Below are 13,990 nucleotides of genomic sequence, written 5' to 3'. Positions count from 1 at the left end.
TTTCCTAAGCTCGTTTGCGACCGCGCTCCTGGGGAGTTCGGCTCCATGATGGATTATCTTCTGGGACAGCGCCCATACCACATAAAACTCCACTAAATACCCAAAACACTTTTAGCACCTCTCCACTTTGATAGTTTGACCCTTGAGCATATTTAAACCATATATCTGCAATGTAGAACCAAAGAGCGGCCGCTGCAACCATTTGCGACTTTTCCCCCAAAAAAGGCTATTAGCCTTCATTACCTCAATCATTAATCAAACCACATCGCTGAACACCTCACATTAATTTAAGCTAGCAACTAGCGGCTCTGAAGGTGCTGTCTGTTCGATAGAAATCAATCATGGTACTAACAAACTAACAAACCTGGGAATGTCCGCGACAATGGACAACTGCAATTTTTGTAAATTGATTCTTTTGGCAGCCACACCTAAAATCATGCCTAAATCAAGGTAAATATAAGTCAGCAGGAAAAATACATCGCCAATGGATATATCTGGGTTTTAATCTATAATTATTTTTGTGTAACGAAAAATTAGCCCTCCTCAGAAATAAAAAAATATACTAGTAGCAACTACATCCCCAAAATATTGGGTGAGTATTTGCCTGCGACGCCGATTCTTCGAGCATAAAACACTCAGACCGAAGTCAGCCCAAGCTTCAAAAATATTTGCACCAATCACGTGTCAGTCAGTAGGGTTGACTACGCTATCACCAGATATTAACGCGATCTGCGCCTATCAGCCTACTGTATTTGACATCTCTCCAGCCTACCGGCTTTCTGCATACAAGAGTTTTTTTGCAATGTACAATTTTTATTTGCTTTTTGGTACAATACTATGATAACCTTAAAAAGGTGAGTTTTTCACAAGCCAAATCTATGAGCTTGGGCGCGTAACTCAGTTGGATAGAGTATCCGCCTTCTAAGCGGACTGTCGCAGGTTCGAGCCCTGCCGCGCCTGTTAATTTATCCTGATATTAGTATTAGTCAGGTCTACAATCCCCATCGCCCGTTCCCTATCCCCACCCTAAGAGTACGTTTAGGGTGGGTACTTCCACGTAATGTTAATATTTTTTGTGTAGTATTCACCCATATACTCTGGTGTGATATAAATATTCCATATTCTATAATCCTATGCTAACTTTTCTCGACTCTAGATCCATTGTCAAATAACGGATTGCTAGACCCAGTTCCTCAATAATATTTCTGGAAAAAAACTTGCAAAAGCCTTTTAGTCTCCTTGTTTTGATGGTCATCGCATTTGGCCTGACCTTCACAATTGTAGCTCAGTCTGCTTGGGCACAGGAATATGCTCGAAATGCTTTAGAATTTCACCCCCAAATCTTATTGCGAAATGCTTTACAGTGGATAGATGGTATTGGTGCTTTAGGCGCATTAGCATTTATCCTAATTTATATTATTGCCACTGTAGCCTTCTTACCGGGGTCAATCCTGACCCTTGGTGCTGGTGTTGTCTTTGGTCTGGTTATGGGTTCGCTCTACGTTTTCATTGGTGCAACCATAGGAGCCACAGCCGCTTTTTTAGTAGGACGGTATTTAGCCAGGGGTTGGGTGATTAAAAAAATATCAGGTAATCCCAAATTTAGAGCTGTTGACGAGGCCGTTGGTAGAGAAGGACTGAAAATTGTTTTGTTAACGCGACTCTCTCCTGTATTCCCGTTCAATCTTCTCAACTACGCCTATGGTGTAACAGGAGTTACCCTCAAAGATTACATCCTAGGGTCTATCGGTATGATTCCGGGAACAATTATGTATGTTTACCTGGGTTCCTTAGCTGGTAATCTAGCCGCCATCGGTACCCCATCTCAACCAGATAACCCAGGTTTACAGTGGGTAATTCGGATTATTGGCTTGGTGGCTACGGTTACTGTCACACTATATATTACTAAAGTTGCTCGCCAAGCTTTAGAAAATCAAGTGTTAGATAAACACTCGTAAATATAGCATTTGCCATGCTCGTGAGATACAAAGTTTTTTAGTTTTAGGGAACACCGTCACACACCGAACAGCGAATAAATTGGTGTGTACTTGATTAGACACACAGGAAAGGCTTTAATGTCAAATTTACCACGGAGAAAATTAACTATCCCACCAGCGGATGAATACAATCAGCAATTAGTTGCTCACGTTCATCCTCCCCACTGGAGCAATCCTCAACCTGTTGATTGTTACGACTTAGTTGTAATTGGCGCCGGTACGGCTGGATTGGTGGTAGCAGCAGGCGCAGCAGGTTTAGATGTGGGATTAAAAGTTGCTTTAATTGAAAAGCATTTGATGGGGGGAGACTGTTTAAATTTTGGTTGTATTCCCTCAAAATGTATTATCCGGTCTTCTCGTGTAGTGGGCGAAATTTGGGTTGGTGAGGCTTTTGGTATTCATACCTCACAACAGATACAAGTTGATTTTTCTCAGGTTATGGAAAGGATGCGAAAGGTAAGAGCAGGTATCAGTCATCATGATTCTGCAACTCGCTTTCAAAACCTTGGTGTTGATGTTTTCTTGGGTAGGGGTCGCTTTGCAAGTGATAATATCATTGAGGTTGATGATCAAAAACTCCGCTTTAAAAAAGCTGTGATTGCTACAGGTGCTAGAGCCAAACATCCCCCAATTAAGGGACTGGAAGCAGCTGGCTTTCTCACTAATGAAACGGTATTTTCACTGACTCAACTCCCCAGGCGTTTGGCTATCATTGGTGGTGGCCCTATTGGTTGTGAATTGGCTCAGGCTTTCCAGCGTCTGGGATCTCAAGTGAGCTTATTTCATAAGGATTCCCACATCTTAAATCGGGAAGATCCCGAAGCTGCGGCAATTGTGCAAAACTGTTTTATTAAGGAAAAAATACACTTGGTTTTAAATAGCCAAATAGATCATATCGAGAAGACTACTGAGGGTAAGGTGATCTATTTTGTCAGCAATGGCTCGCCAATGTCAATTACAGTGGATGAGATTTTAGTTGCTACAGGACGCGTACCTAATGTTGAAGGTTTGAATTTAGAATCCGTGGGAGTGGAATACAATCAAACTCAGGGAGTTAAGGTTAATGACTACCTACAAACCACTAACCCCAAAATTTATGCCGCCGGTGATATCTGTATGAACTGGAAGTTTACTCATGCAGCTGATGCGGCGGCTCGAATTGTGATTAAAAATACTTTATTCTCACCTTTTGGTTTAGGAAGATATAAACTCAGTAATTTAGTTATTCCTTGGGTAACTTACACTGACCCAGAAATTGCTCATGTGGGACTGTATGAACAGCAAGCCCAAGAACAGGGTATGAAGATTAATACTATTAAGATTCCGTTTACGAGTGTAGACCGGGCGATCGCAGATGGTGAAGAGGATGGTTTTGTCAAAATTCATCACCAGCGGGGTTCTGATACAATTTTAGGCGCAACAATCGTTGCTCGCCATGCTGGGGAAACCATCAGTGAAGTCACTACAGCCATGGTCAATAAAGTTGGTTTAAATGGTCTGTCTAGTGTCATTCATCCCTATCCAACTCAAGCAGAAGCTATTAGAAAAGCCGCAGACACTTATCGCCGTACATTATTAACACCAACATCGAAACGATTCTTACGATGGCTAACAAAACTCTCTTAGTTTGATTTCCTGAGTTTTGTGGTTGAGCGATCGCCTATGGATAGAATACTTATAGTTGAGCTTTTTTGAGCTATTTATAACAATTTCGTAATTGCATCATCTTTTTAAATGCCCTATATTTCATTTATTCGACCCAGGGGAATAAATGAAAAAATCAGGAGGTAATGATGTCATCCATTATAAATGTCACTGAAGCCACATTTAAAAAAGAAGTGCTGGAAAGTGAAATTCCAGTCTTAGTGGACTTTTGGGCCCCTTGGTGTGGTCCTTGTCGGATGGTCTCTCCGGTTGTAGATGCTATTGCTGGGGAATACGCGGGAAAAATAAAAGTGGTGAAATTAAACACTGATCAAAATCCCACCGTCGCCAGTCATTATGGTATTCGTACTATTCCGACGCTGATGATATTTAAGGGGGGAAGACAAGTTGATATAGTTGTGGGCGCAGTACTAAAACCTACCTTAATTCAAACTTTAGAGCAGCACATTCAGAAATAATAACTTCAACTTGGCAAAATTGGTGTGAGTTGGCTATCTGTGTAAATTTACAATTCGGGATCTCTGTGTAAACCTTATGTCAGTGGCGAGACTTAGTTGCTCTAGTTGAGGAAATGATTATTTATTATCAAAAGCAACGAAATATCAAGTTTAGTAAATTTAGGTAGGAATATCATATAGTTGATGATAAGTTAAATATTAGGACGCAAGATAAACAACAAACCCAGGGTAAATGACTGTGTGTCCCCTGTCATCAACCCAAGTAAATATCAGCAAATCAAAAGCAAGTGGCAAATAACCTAGTGTTGAAGTTATAGCCAAATACTCAAGCGGTAACAGTGAGACTGCTGATGTTTGTAGATGCTCTGTAAACCTTATTTTGACCTCGCAAATAATTAACAAGTTTAAGAATTGGAAACCTGTCAACCCAGAAAAAGCGGTTAGAAATCTAAAGATTAGATTTCTAACCGGCTTTTTTGTTTGTCTAATCTTTTTTCAATTCCACCCAATCCCGTAAAAGCTGATTGACTTGTTCTGGTACCTCGTCATGGGGACAATGACCTGCATTGAGAAAATATTCTGTGAGTTCAGGATAGTATTGACGAAACTGCTGGGAGCGTTCTCTGGCATTCATCCAAGGGTCAGCTTCTCCCCACAATAATAACAGGGAACAATTTAACTGTTTTAACAGTACATCAACTTTCTCCCCTTGGGGACTGCTAAAAACGGAAACAAATACATCTAAAGCACCAGGATCATAAGCAGGTCGGGCAATTTCTGCTACTAATTGGTCTGTGACTGCACTGTGGTCAAGATAAACTTTTTTTAGAGTGCGGCGAATTACCCAACGTTGTCGTACATATTCAAATAACAGCAACTGGGCGAAACGTTGTTGAAAAATCCACTTGACAGAATTACCTAAGAGTTTTTGTAACCCAGAAGGTTGTTTGGGGGGTTGAATTTGTGATTGTAATGCTTCAGGTTCAGAAATAGATGGGTTTTCGCTAAACGGTCCAGCACTGTTGAGTAAGACTAAACCGGCCGCAAGATCAGGACATTGTGCTGCTACGCACAAACAAGCATACCCACCCAGGGAGTTACCTGCTAATATGGTGTTCTGACCAATAACTTCACTGATAAAATCAGCAAGTTGGTCACGCCACAAATCACCGCTGTACTGGAGTTTCGGTTTTGCTGAACGCCCAAAGCCTAAGAGGTCAATGGCAAATACTTCAAAATCTAGAGACAGTCCTGTGATATTCTTGCGCCAGTGGTCTGTGGATGCGCCAAAACCATGGACTAACAGCAAGGGTGGACGTTGGGGGTGTTTTTCTCCCCTATGGACGTAGTATATATTATGACCCCGCCACTGCCAATATTGACCAGGAATGGGATTTGTGGAGGAAGCTGTGGTTAGTTGCATGATATAAAGAAACATTAAGTTGCTTTTAATAATCTAATTATATTCGCCAGCAGTCTCGTGACTAATGACCAATGAATAAAGTCTTAATTACAGGTAAAACTCAACTTCTAGCGGTGATTGGGTATCCAGTAGAACATTCCTTATCACCAGTGATGCATAATGCGGCGATCGCTGAATTAGGACTAGATTATATTTATCTGCCTTTGCCAATTAAACCGGAAAATTTAGAGGTAGCCATAGCCGGTTTGGCTGCTATGGAGGTTGTGGGTTTTAGCGTTACCATCCCTCACAAACAGGCAATTATGCCTTTATTATCAGAAATTTCCCCCATTGCCAAGGTTATAGGCGCAGTCAATACCGTTAGCCGCCAAAATCAGGGATGGCTAGGTACAAACACGGATATAGAAGGTTTTATTGCTCCCCTACAGACAACCTATCAGCAAGACTGGAGCCAGAAAACAGCGCTAATTTTAGGCTATGGTGGAGCAGCTAGGGCGGTTGTAGCTGGTTGTCACCAGCTAGGGTTGGCGCAAATTCATGTGGTGGGGCGGAATATGCAAAAATTAGCTGAATTCCGCAAGAGTTGGGGAAATTCACCCCTAGCAGCAAAATTGCAAACTCATCTCTGGGAAGACCTAGGAAAGCTAATTCCTCAAGCTAACTTGCTAGTGAATACTACTCCTGTGGGTATGTATCCCCATGTGAATCAGTCACCTGTAAGTCAAGAAGATCTGCAAAATTTATCTCCGGGTGCGATCGCTTATGATTTGATATACATTCCTCAGCCTACACAATTTCTACAACAAGCGCAAAAACAGGGCGCAATTGTCATTGATGGTTTAGAAATGCTCCTCCAACAAGGTGTAGCAGCATTAAAAATCTGGTTAAACCGGGATACTGTACCTGTGGATGTGATGCGCCAAGCAGTGCAAAATTATCTGATAAGATAACATACAGTTATTTTTCTGGCCAGCGCCAATTATAGCGATTCCATGTGTATATACCTTGAATTTGGTACTCAGCGCCATTGTAAAGGCGAACTAAACAACTAATAGATGAACCCTCAGGGTCATCTATTTCATCAATTTGGATGACGATACAGGAAAACCATTCACGCTGACACGGACCATCGTCTTGTACCCATTCCCATAACCCATTGGTAATTTCAATGCGATCGCCTACTCTCAACTTAAGTGTATTCCCAACCTCAGAATACTTATTAAAATGATATGATTGGACACGATTCAACCAACCTAAACCGTACCGTTGGCGAATGAATTGGACATTTCCCGAATTATGATCATTGAGCCAATCATTGAGTAATTGCACCTTCCAACTACAGTTTTCTTGTTCTTGGGTCTTAACAAAACGTAAAAAAGCTGTCAATTCTTCTGTAGAAAGTTCATCTAAGGGGTTACCCATATCTGATATCTTCAAGTTAGGGTCTCCCGGAATTTCCTCCACCACTCGCAGTAATATCTGCTTCTGCATATCAGTGAGAGGACAACCAGCAGCATCACAACTGTTAAAAGCTGCTTGCAAAGCTGTTTCAATCTCATCTGGAGTCATAAGTTGATAGCAACTGAGGGTATTTACCCAATTATTACCTTTTCTGTCTCCAACTCATTAAATTCCGCTAAGTTAATCTAGACAAAAATGCTGGCTGCGGTACAACTTTTAGTTAAGTTCGATGACACCAAACTTAAATATGAGAACACGAATTAATGTCATTTTTATATCTTTCCTGACTCTATTGCAATTGTGGGTATTTACACCTCCAGCTATAGCCCTAACACAGGTGAAAGTATTTGATGTATCTTATCAAGACTGTCCAGCAGAATTAGCAGCAGGAGCTGTCATCAGTGGTGGTAGTGCAGCAGCTAATTGCTTTATTGTCACTGGTAAGGCAGAAAACCCCACTTATAAAACAGTATATGATGCAGATATCTTTGGACGCATCTATGATGCCAACAATAACCCAGTGATGCAAAATCGCTCCCGTCTGGGTTCTATTCCCGAAATTCCGCCGGGTATTAGTGATTTTGAAATCAGGATTTCTGTACCTGCGAATCAACCCGAACCCTTGCAGCTCAAACAGTTTAAAGCCTCTGGATTTAGCGGACAAGTTCGGCGATAATTGTTAATTCTTAATAAGAATCGCCCACAAAGCAATGTAGAGACGATTTGAAAGGAACGTCTCTACAACAGTTTGTATTTAGTTGGTATTTTTACTAAAAAGCCTGTGCAAATGAAAGGGCGGTTAGGCTTTTTAGTAAGCCACCAATAAAACTCAGTGCTAAGAAAGCTAAGATAGGGGAGAAATCCATACCGCCCAATGGAGGAATAATTGAGCGGAAAAGATTCAAGTAAGGATCGCTGATCTGTGCTAAAGCCGCAAAGGGCTGATTGTACCAGTTGATTGTGGGAAACCAAGTTAACAGCACTCGGATAATTAGCAAGTAGCTATAGAAGCTGACAAAGGTTGCCAAGGTAGTAAAAAGTAAATTCATGGATCAGTTATTTTCCTGCTAAGTGTCGAAAAACGGTCTTATTATTGATTTTACTTGAGTCCATGTCATGAACTGTGCGGTTAGCCGCATTAACTACTATAGCCAAATATCAATCACTTTAAGAATCTGGGGTGAGGGAGCGGTCATTGACTAACTGGCTTGAACCGCCATTGACATTTCCTAACTGCTGTCTCACCTCGTCAATTGTGGCATTTAGCTGGGCAATTTTATCTTCTAGCGATCGCCTGGCTGTTTCCATTTCCATAGCTTCATCATCTGAGACGAACATTTGGCGTTGTTTTGGCGATACTTTTTTAGTTTTGAGTTGGCCATTAGTCAGTTCCGCTGATTCTGCTGTCAATTCCTCACTTTGTCGAGAAACAATCACAGCCCCAACTATACCACCAACTATACTACCAAAAATTGTCCCTACTACAAAACCACTGCCAAAACCATCACGTTGACTCATATATTACCGCCTTCAAGAACTTCCCTAGCTGCATACTAGCTTATGTGCCAAAGATGCGATCGCCTGCATCCCCTAACCCCGGTACAATATACCCCTTGTCATTGACTATCTCATCAATGGTGGCAGTATAAATATTTAAACCAGGATATTCAGCACTCAGTTTTTGTAAAGCTGGCGGTGCTGCTACTACAGAAACGATTCTAGTCAAACTTGGATCAACCCCACGTTGTACTAATTCGGACATAGCGAACATAATTGAACCACCGGTGGCTAACATCGGATCTGTGATTAATACCCTAGTTTCCGGGTGAAATTTTTCAGGTAACTTATTCAAATAACAGACTGGTTCGAGAGTTTCCTCATTACGAACCAAACCTAAATGATAAACCGAAGCCAAAGGCAGCAGAGATTGAGCACCTTCAAGTAATCCTAGACCCGCTCGGAGAATCGGTACAACCGCTACGGGTACTTGTGGGTTAATCAAAGTAGCTGGAGACGAATCTAAAGGACTCTGCACCATGGTTTCCACAGTCGGTAACCACTCTCTGGCCGCTTCATAAGTTAGCCATCTTCCCAACTCAGTTATAGCACTACGAAACAACACCGAAGGGGTAGAAGCATCTCGAGCAACCGCCAACCAATGCTTAATCAGAGGATGGGGGGGAACATAAACGCGCAGTTGTACCGTCATAGCCGGAATAAGGCAATTTTATTCTTGATCTGAAACACCATCATACTCCTTTGAGTATCCCACTGACAGCTAAAATCAACACTCCTAAAGTTATTGAAAATAACTTTCAATAATACTTGACATATATTCTCAATCAAAGTTATATTACTAATTAGTGTTCTCCTCTCTTTAAGGATCGGCAGACGGGATTAGCCAGCGGTAGCAGGCTTCTCCCTCTTTTTATTTCCATACCAGAACAATCAAAAGTGATATAAAATACTAAATAATTAGTTAATTTTATTGAATATCTGCCCCTATGTCTCCATCCCTAAATCCTATATTGGATGTGATCATCATTGGCTCTGGAATTGGTGGTTTAGTAACCGCAACGCAGTTAGCAGCCAAAGGCGCTCAAGTGCTGGTACTCGAAAGTTATTTAATTCCAGGGGGTAGTTCGGGTTACTTTGAGCGCCAGGGTTATCGATTTGACGTTGGAGCTTCAATGATTTTCGGATTTGGCGAAAAAGGTACTACCAACTTACTCACCCGCGCTTTAGACGCTGTGAACGTCACGCAAGAAACAATAACTGATCCTGTACAGATTCACTATCACTTACCCAACAAATTAAATATTAAAGTCGAGCGGGCTTATAATAAATTTTTGCAACATCTTATTGCTTACTTTCCCCATGAAGAAATAGGTATTCGTCGCTTTTATGACGAGTGCTGGAAAGTATTTAACTGTCTCAACAGCATAGATTTACTGTCATTAGAAGAACCTCGATATTTGCTGCGGACATTTTTGCAGCATCCTTTGGCGTGTCTTGGTTTAGTTAAATATCTCCCTCAAAATGTAGGAGATGTGGCACGACGCTATATTAAAGATATCCAATTATTGAAATTTATTGACATAGAGTGTTATTGCTGGTCTGTAGTCAAAGCTGACATGACCCCGATGATTAATGCCGGGATGGTCTTTGCTGATAGACACTATGGTGGGGTTAACTATCCCCAAGGAGGGGTAGGACAAATTGCCCAAAAATTAGTAGAAGGTTTAGAAAAAGCTGGAGGTCAGATTAAGTACCAAGCCAGAGTTACAAAAATTCTCATAGAAAAAGGAAAAGCCGTCGGCGTACAATTGGCTGGTGGTCAAGTTTATCATGCTAAACGGATAGTTTCTAATGCCACACGCTGGGATACTTTTACTAAATTACTACCTGTAGGGAAAATCCCAGCTAATGAAAAAAAATGGCAACAAACCTATAAAAAATCCCCCAGCTTTTTGAGTTTACATATAGGAGTAGCCGCAGCAGTATTGCCTCGTAGCACAGAGTGCCATCATATAATTCTGGAAGACTGGGAGAACATGACAGCACCAGCAGGGACACTTTTCGTTTCCATCCCCACATTACTAGATCCAGAATTGGCACCAGAGGGCTATCATATTATTCATGCCTTCACACCCCAATTGATTGATGATTGGCGAGAAATGTCTGCAAGTGAGTATGAGGCCAAAAAAGAAGCAGCAGCTTGGCAAATTATCGACCGACTAGAAAAAATTTTCCCTGGTTTAGATGCTGGCTTAGATTATCTAGAAGTAGGTACACCCCGCACCCATCAACGCTTTTTAGGGCGTGAGGACGGAACTTATGGGCCAATTCCCCGGCGGAAATTACCGGGACTATTAAAAATGCCATTTAATCGTACAGCCATTCCCGGACTTTATTGTGTCGGTGACAGCACCTTTCCCGGTCAGGGGTTAAACGCCGTCGCCTTTTCTGGTTTTGCTTGCGCTCATCGCATAACTGTAGACTTAGGTTTATCTAATGGTAAGTGTCAACATCTTGACTGACTTTAATTCCTTCCCCTTGATCAACCCCCAGGGAAACTGGTTCAAATGTTGCACCCTCACCTAAAATCTCCTTGAGATCCCCTAAGGTCATACCCAATTGAGCAACCCCAACATTCTTGTTAGTAATTACCTGACTTTCTGAAGGGGTCAATACTCCCAAGTCCTGACAACCGTTAGGAATTTGGTCTATGTTCTGAGAACTAATTAATCTGAGTTCTTCCCCATTCCAATAATATTCAGTTTCTTGAGTACAAGTACCAGCACCAATGTACTTATAACTATTGGTAAGGATCTTAGTTTTAGGGTCATAGGTGGGAAATCCAGCTATTTCTAACCCCAGGGGTTGAATTTTGATCTCTGTCCCGGATGTATCTACTTTCAGGAAAGCAAACGCACCTTGATAAGCAGCCATATAACAAAGTAGCTGTACTAAGTGCTGATGATTTTCCCCAATATAGACTTGTGAAAATTCCCGCGCAGTCTCTGAGTTAAACTCAAAATTGCAAACCTGTAAACTTTTCTGACGGTTAATAACTTCATTCAGGATGGTTTCAGATGAGTTATTCAGTTCCAACTCTGGAGAACTTACACTATTAGTAGTGTCGGTTTTTGGCGACGCGCAGGACATAAGACCACAGGTAATAATGGTAGTTAAAAAGATGATTAGCCGGGGTGTAGGCATGGGATATATACTTGGTATTTGACACCATTCAATTTTTGGCGGACATCTTCTTGGTGAGTATTCACTCACCAAATTAAATAATTTTCACCTGACTAGCTGCTTTTTTAGCCTTCTCCCGCGCCTCTATAATATTATTACCCTGAGCCAAAGCTACCCCCATACGTCGATAAGGATGGGCTTTAGGTTTGCCAAATAGTTTAATATCTACATTGGGTACTGACAAAGCCTCAGCTACACCGGTAAAGGCGACTTTATCTGAGTGTTTATCAGCTAAAATCACCGCACTAGCCGCAGATCCTAACTGTTCTATATGGGGAATTGGTAAGCCTAAAATAGCTCGTAAATGTAATTCAAATTCGTTCAAATTTTGGGAGATTAAAGTTACCATTCCTGTGTCATGGGGACGGGGAGAAAGTTCCGAAAAAATCACCTCATCTTTGGTGATGAAGAACTCTACACCAAATATTCCTGCTCCCCCTAAAGCGTCGGTAATTTTCTTGGCTATTGCTTGAGCAGCTAATATTTGGTCTTCAGGAATACCAGCAGGTTGCCAAGATTCTTGATAATCCCCTCTTTCTTGACGATGACCAATGGGAGCACAAAAAATTGTGGGTGCATTCCACTGTTTAATAGTAAGTAGGGTGATCTCTATTTCAAAGTTGATAAATTCCTCTACAATTACCTTTTGACTATCACCCCTAGAATTGGCGATCGCATAATTCCAAGCTGCTGCAACTTCCTCCTGATTATTAACAACAGATTGACCTTTACCAGAAGAGGACATTACAGGTTTGACCACATTAGGAAAGCCAATTTGAGCAGAAACATCAATTAATTCTTCTAAGGTAGAACCGTAGCCATATTTAGCAGTTCTAATCCCTAATTCTTGATGTGCTAGTTCCCTAATCCTATCTCGATTCATGGTATAGTTAGTTGCTGCTGCTGTGGGTATAACTGTAATCCCGCGTTTTTCAAACTCGACTAATTTCTCTGTTCTAATTGCCTCAATTTCTGGTACAATAAAATCAGGTTTATGCTTCTGTACAACAGTTTCTAATTCATCAGCACTCAGCATAGAAATGACCTCATAGCAGTCAGCTACCTGCATAGCTGGGGCATTAAGATAACGGTCAACAGCAATTACATAATTACCTAATCTTTGGGCTGCAATTACAAATTCTTTTCCCAGTTCTCCTGAACCCAGGAGCATTAACTTTTGTGGTAGCTTAGTTGAATTATCCATGAATTTATTAACCTTAATTTGAGAGTTTAATACAACCAGAAATCAATATCTGGGTGATTTTCTGCTTTTTGCGTCTGTCAAATTTTATCTATGTCTTTACCGTTTTTTGCCCCTGTAACTGAGAAAATAGAAAATGAGATTACCCGAGGCGCTGGTGTAGATTTATCTGTACTACGTCTCGATTCCATGCACCCATTGGTTAACGGTAACAAATGGTTTAAATTAAAATATAACCTCCGGGAAGCCCATCAGCAAAATTGTAGGACTATTCTTACCTTTGGTGGTGCTTATTCTAACCATATATTTGCTACAGCCGCAGCCGGTAATCTCTTTGGCTTCCGTAGTATTGGGGTGATTCGTGGACATGAAAGTTTACCACTCAACCCAACTCTGAGTTTTGCTGTACAGCAGGGTATGCAGCTAGTTTACCTGAATCGTGAGAGTTACAGAAGCAAGCACAGCATAGAATTACACGGGGAGTTAAAACAAGCTTTTGGTGACCTATTTATTATTCCTGAGGGTGGTAGCAATTTGAACGGGGTACGCGGTTGTATGGAGATAGTGGATTATGCAGGCGCATTTGATACTATCTGCTTGGCTTGCGGGACAGGTACAACCCTAGCGGGTATTGTACTTTCCCTAAATCCAGAACAACGAGTAATTGGTTTTCCCGTGCTCAAAAATGCAGAATTTCTCGCTCAGGAAATCCATAACCTGATCCAGAAGTATCTAAACTCTGGACTACCAGCACCAACTTACTCCCCCGCACCTTGGAAATTAATCTATGATTATCACTTTGGTGGTTATGCAAAGGTTAATAATCATCTCCTTATGTTCAGTCAGCAATTTCAAAACTCACACCACATCCAACTTGATTACGTATATACTGCAAAAATGTTCTATGGTGTGATGAATTTACTCCAACAGGGAGTGTTTGCCAAGGGCGATCGCATCTTACTCTTGCACACAGGGGGCTTGCAAGGCAATATTGGTATGGAACAGCGCCTTAAAGGTGGGTAAC

General features: G+C 41.4%; 15 protein-coding genes and 1 tRNA gene. 8 read left to right on the top strand and 8 right to left on the bottom strand.

The genetic code is table 11. The features are described from left to right. Nucleotides 1–4: 4 nt before the first annotated feature. Complete coding sequence (locus tag IM676_RS19775) at nt 5–202, bottom strand: hypothetical protein (RefSeq protein ID WP_225880473.1); 198 nt, start codon at nt 200–202, stop codon at nt 5–7. Nucleotides 203–886: 684 nt separating this feature from the next. Between IM676_RS19775 and IM676_RS07755 the strand changes: the two genes are divergently transcribed. From IM676_RS07755 to trxA, 4 genes are all read left to right on the top strand, one after another. After that, nucleotides 887–960 (top strand) — tRNA-Arg (locus IM676_RS07755). Between the two features lie 287 nt (nt 961–1,247). Continuing rightward, on the top strand, nt 1,248–1,958 hold the full coding sequence (locus IM676_RS07750; protein WP_200989655.1) for a TVP38/TMEM64 family protein: 711 nt from the start codon (nt 1,248–1,250) through the stop codon (nt 1,956–1,958). A gap of 117 nt (nt 1,959–2,075) precedes the next feature. Further along, nucleotides 2,076–3,623, top strand: coding sequence for a mercuric reductase (locus tag IM676_RS07745; RefSeq protein ID WP_200989654.1), 1,548 nt, complete (start codon nt 2,076–2,078; stop codon nt 3,621–3,623). Between the two features lie 167 nt (nt 3,624–3,790). Next, the gene (gene trxA / locus IM676_RS07740; RefSeq protein ID WP_200989653.1) at nt 3,791–4,120 is read left to right on the top strand and encodes a thioredoxin; all 330 of its coding nucleotides are present in this window, start codon (nt 3,791–3,793) and stop codon (nt 4,118–4,120) included. Between the two features lie 484 nt (nt 4,121–4,604). Here trxA and IM676_RS07735 read toward each other — a convergent pair whose 3' ends face one another. Next, a complete protein-coding gene (locus IM676_RS07735) occupies nt 4,605–5,543 on the bottom strand; it encodes an alpha/beta fold hydrolase (protein WP_200989652.1) in 939 nt (312 codons plus the stop codon). 71 nt (nt 5,544–5,614) lie between these two features. On the opposite strand from IM676_RS07735, the gene IM676_RS07730 reads away from it, so the two are divergent. Continuing rightward, complete coding sequence (locus tag IM676_RS07730; RefSeq protein ID WP_200989651.1) at nt 5,615–6,493, top strand: shikimate dehydrogenase; 879 nt, start codon at nt 5,615–5,617, stop codon at nt 6,491–6,493. Between the two features lie 7 nt (nt 6,494–6,500). On the opposite strand, the gene IM676_RS07725 is transcribed toward IM676_RS07730, so the two are convergent. Then, a complete protein-coding gene (locus tag IM676_RS07725) occupies nt 6,501–7,112 on the bottom strand; it encodes a hypothetical protein (RefSeq protein WP_200989650.1) in 612 nt (203 codons plus the stop codon). Between the two features lie 139 nt (nt 7,113–7,251). Between IM676_RS07725 and IM676_RS07720 the strand changes: the two genes are divergently transcribed. Next, nucleotides 7,252–7,680 (top strand): biotin carboxylase, encoded by a 429-nt coding sequence (locus IM676_RS07720; RefSeq protein WP_200989649.1) that lies wholly within the window; start codon nt 7,252–7,254, stop codon nt 7,678–7,680. A 94-nt stretch (nt 7,681–7,774) separates the two neighbouring features. On the opposite strand, the gene IM676_RS07715 is transcribed toward IM676_RS07720, so the two are convergent. The 3 genes from IM676_RS07715 to upp form a co-directional block, all read right to left on the bottom strand. Beyond that, nucleotides 7,775–8,053 (bottom strand): YggT family protein, encoded by a 279-nt coding sequence (locus IM676_RS07715; protein ID WP_200989648.1) that lies wholly within the window; start codon nt 8,051–8,053, stop codon nt 7,775–7,777. A gap of 118 nt (nt 8,054–8,171) precedes the next feature. Further along, entirely contained in the window at nt 8,172–8,522 is a 351-nt protein-coding gene (locus tag IM676_RS07710; RefSeq protein WP_200989647.1) for a hypothetical protein, read from the bottom strand. Nucleotides 8,523–8,562: 40 nt separating this feature from the next. Continuing rightward, nucleotides 8,563–9,213 carry a uracil phosphoribosyltransferase gene (upp, locus tag IM676_RS07705; protein WP_200989646.1) on the bottom strand — a complete coding sequence of 217 codons (651 nt, stop codon included), beginning with the start codon at nt 9,211–9,213 and terminating at the stop codon, nt 8,563–8,565. Nucleotides 9,214–9,508: 295 nt separating this feature from the next. On the opposite strand from upp, the gene crtH reads away from it, so the two are divergent. Then, complete coding sequence (gene crtH, locus IM676_RS07700; RefSeq protein WP_200989645.1) at nt 9,509–11,044, top strand: carotenoid isomerase; 1,536 nt, start codon at nt 9,509–9,511, stop codon at nt 11,042–11,044. Here the strand turns inward: crtH and IM676_RS07695 are convergent. Both IM676_RS07695 and purT read right to left on the bottom strand, forming a co-directional pair. Beyond that, a complete protein-coding gene (locus IM676_RS07695; RefSeq protein ID WP_200989644.1) occupies nt 11,016–11,672 on the bottom strand; it encodes a DUF1176 domain-containing protein in 657 nt (218 codons plus the stop codon). The two genes, crtH and IM676_RS07695, sit on opposite strands and share 29 nt — an antisense overlap. A 127-nt stretch (nt 11,673–11,799) precedes the next feature. Further along, a complete protein-coding gene (gene purT, locus IM676_RS07690; RefSeq protein ID WP_200989643.1) occupies nt 11,800–12,969 on the bottom strand; it encodes a formate-dependent phosphoribosylglycinamide formyltransferase in 1,170 nt (389 codons plus the stop codon). 90 nt (nt 12,970–13,059) lie between these two features. Here purT and IM676_RS07685 point away from each other — a divergent pair, with 90 nt between their 5' ends. Continuing rightward, nucleotides 13,060–13,989, top strand: coding sequence for a 1-aminocyclopropane-1-carboxylate deaminase/D-cysteine desulfhydrase (locus tag IM676_RS07685; RefSeq protein ID WP_200989642.1), 930 nt, complete (start codon nt 13,060–13,062; stop codon nt 13,987–13,989). The last annotated feature ends 1 nt before the right edge of the window (nt 13,990 follow it).

Origin of the sequence: Anabaenopsis elenkinii CCIBt3563 (genome assembly GCF_015245355.1) — a bacterium.
Taxonomy (GTDB): Bacteria; Cyanobacteriota; Cyanobacteriia; order Cyanobacteriales; family Nostocaceae; genus Anabaenopsis; species Anabaenopsis elenkinii.
The sequence above is the reverse complement of the archived record's forward strand: the minus strand, read 5'-3'. Positions and strand labels throughout refer to the sequence as shown.

What these genes read in the sequence shown, in the direction of transcription:
- IM676_RS07745 (WP_200989654.1), top strand. Translation starts at nt 2,076, where the DNA reads ATGTCAAATTTACCACGGAGAAAATTAACTATCCCACCAGCGGATGAA.
- IM676_RS19775 (WP_225880473.1), bottom strand. Translation starts at nt 202, where the DNA reads ATGGTTGCAGCGGCCGCTCTTTGGTTCTACATTGCAGATATATGGTTT.
- IM676_RS07720 (WP_200989649.1), top strand. Translation starts at nt 7,252, where the DNA reads ATGAGAACACGAATTAATGTCATTTTTATATCTTTCCTGACTCTATTG.
- IM676_RS07730 (WP_200989651.1), top strand. Translation starts at nt 5,615, where the DNA reads ATGAATAAAGTCTTAATTACAGGTAAAACTCAACTTCTAGCGGTGATT.
- crtH (WP_200989645.1), top strand. Translation starts at nt 9,509, where the DNA reads ATGTCTCCATCCCTAAATCCTATATTGGATGTGATCATCATTGGCTCT.
- IM676_RS07695 (WP_200989644.1), bottom strand. Translation starts at nt 11,672, where the DNA reads ATGTCCTGCGCGTCGCCAAAAACCGACACTACTAATAGTGTAAGTTCT.
- IM676_RS07725 (WP_200989650.1), bottom strand. Translation starts at nt 7,112, where the DNA reads ATGACTCCAGATGAGATTGAAACAGCTTTGCAAGCAGCTTTTAACAGT.
- purT (WP_200989643.1), bottom strand. Translation starts at nt 12,969, where the DNA reads ATGGATAATTCAACTAAGCTACCACAAAAGTTAATGCTCCTGGGTTCA.
- IM676_RS07750 (WP_200989655.1), top strand. Translation starts at nt 1,248, where the DNA reads ATGGTCATCGCATTTGGCCTGACCTTCACAATTGTAGCTCAGTCTGCT.
- IM676_RS07715 (WP_200989648.1), bottom strand. Translation starts at nt 8,053, where the DNA reads ATGAATTTACTTTTTACTACCTTGGCAACCTTTGTCAGCTTCTATAGC.
- IM676_RS07710 (WP_200989647.1), bottom strand. Translation starts at nt 8,522, where the DNA reads ATGAGTCAACGTGATGGTTTTGGCAGTGGTTTTGTAGTAGGGACAATT.
- trxA (WP_200989653.1), top strand. Translation starts at nt 3,791, where the DNA reads ATGTCATCCATTATAAATGTCACTGAAGCCACATTTAAAAAAGAAGTG.
- upp (WP_200989646.1), bottom strand. Translation starts at nt 9,213, where the DNA reads ATGACGGTACAACTGCGCGTTTATGTTCCCCCCCATCCTCTGATTAAG.
- IM676_RS07685 (WP_200989642.1), top strand. Translation starts at nt 13,060, where the DNA reads ATGTCTTTACCGTTTTTTGCCCCTGTAACTGAGAAAATAGAAAATGAG.
- IM676_RS07735 (WP_200989652.1), bottom strand. Translation starts at nt 5,543, where the DNA reads ATGCAACTAACCACAGCTTCCTCCACAAATCCCATTCCTGGTCAATAT.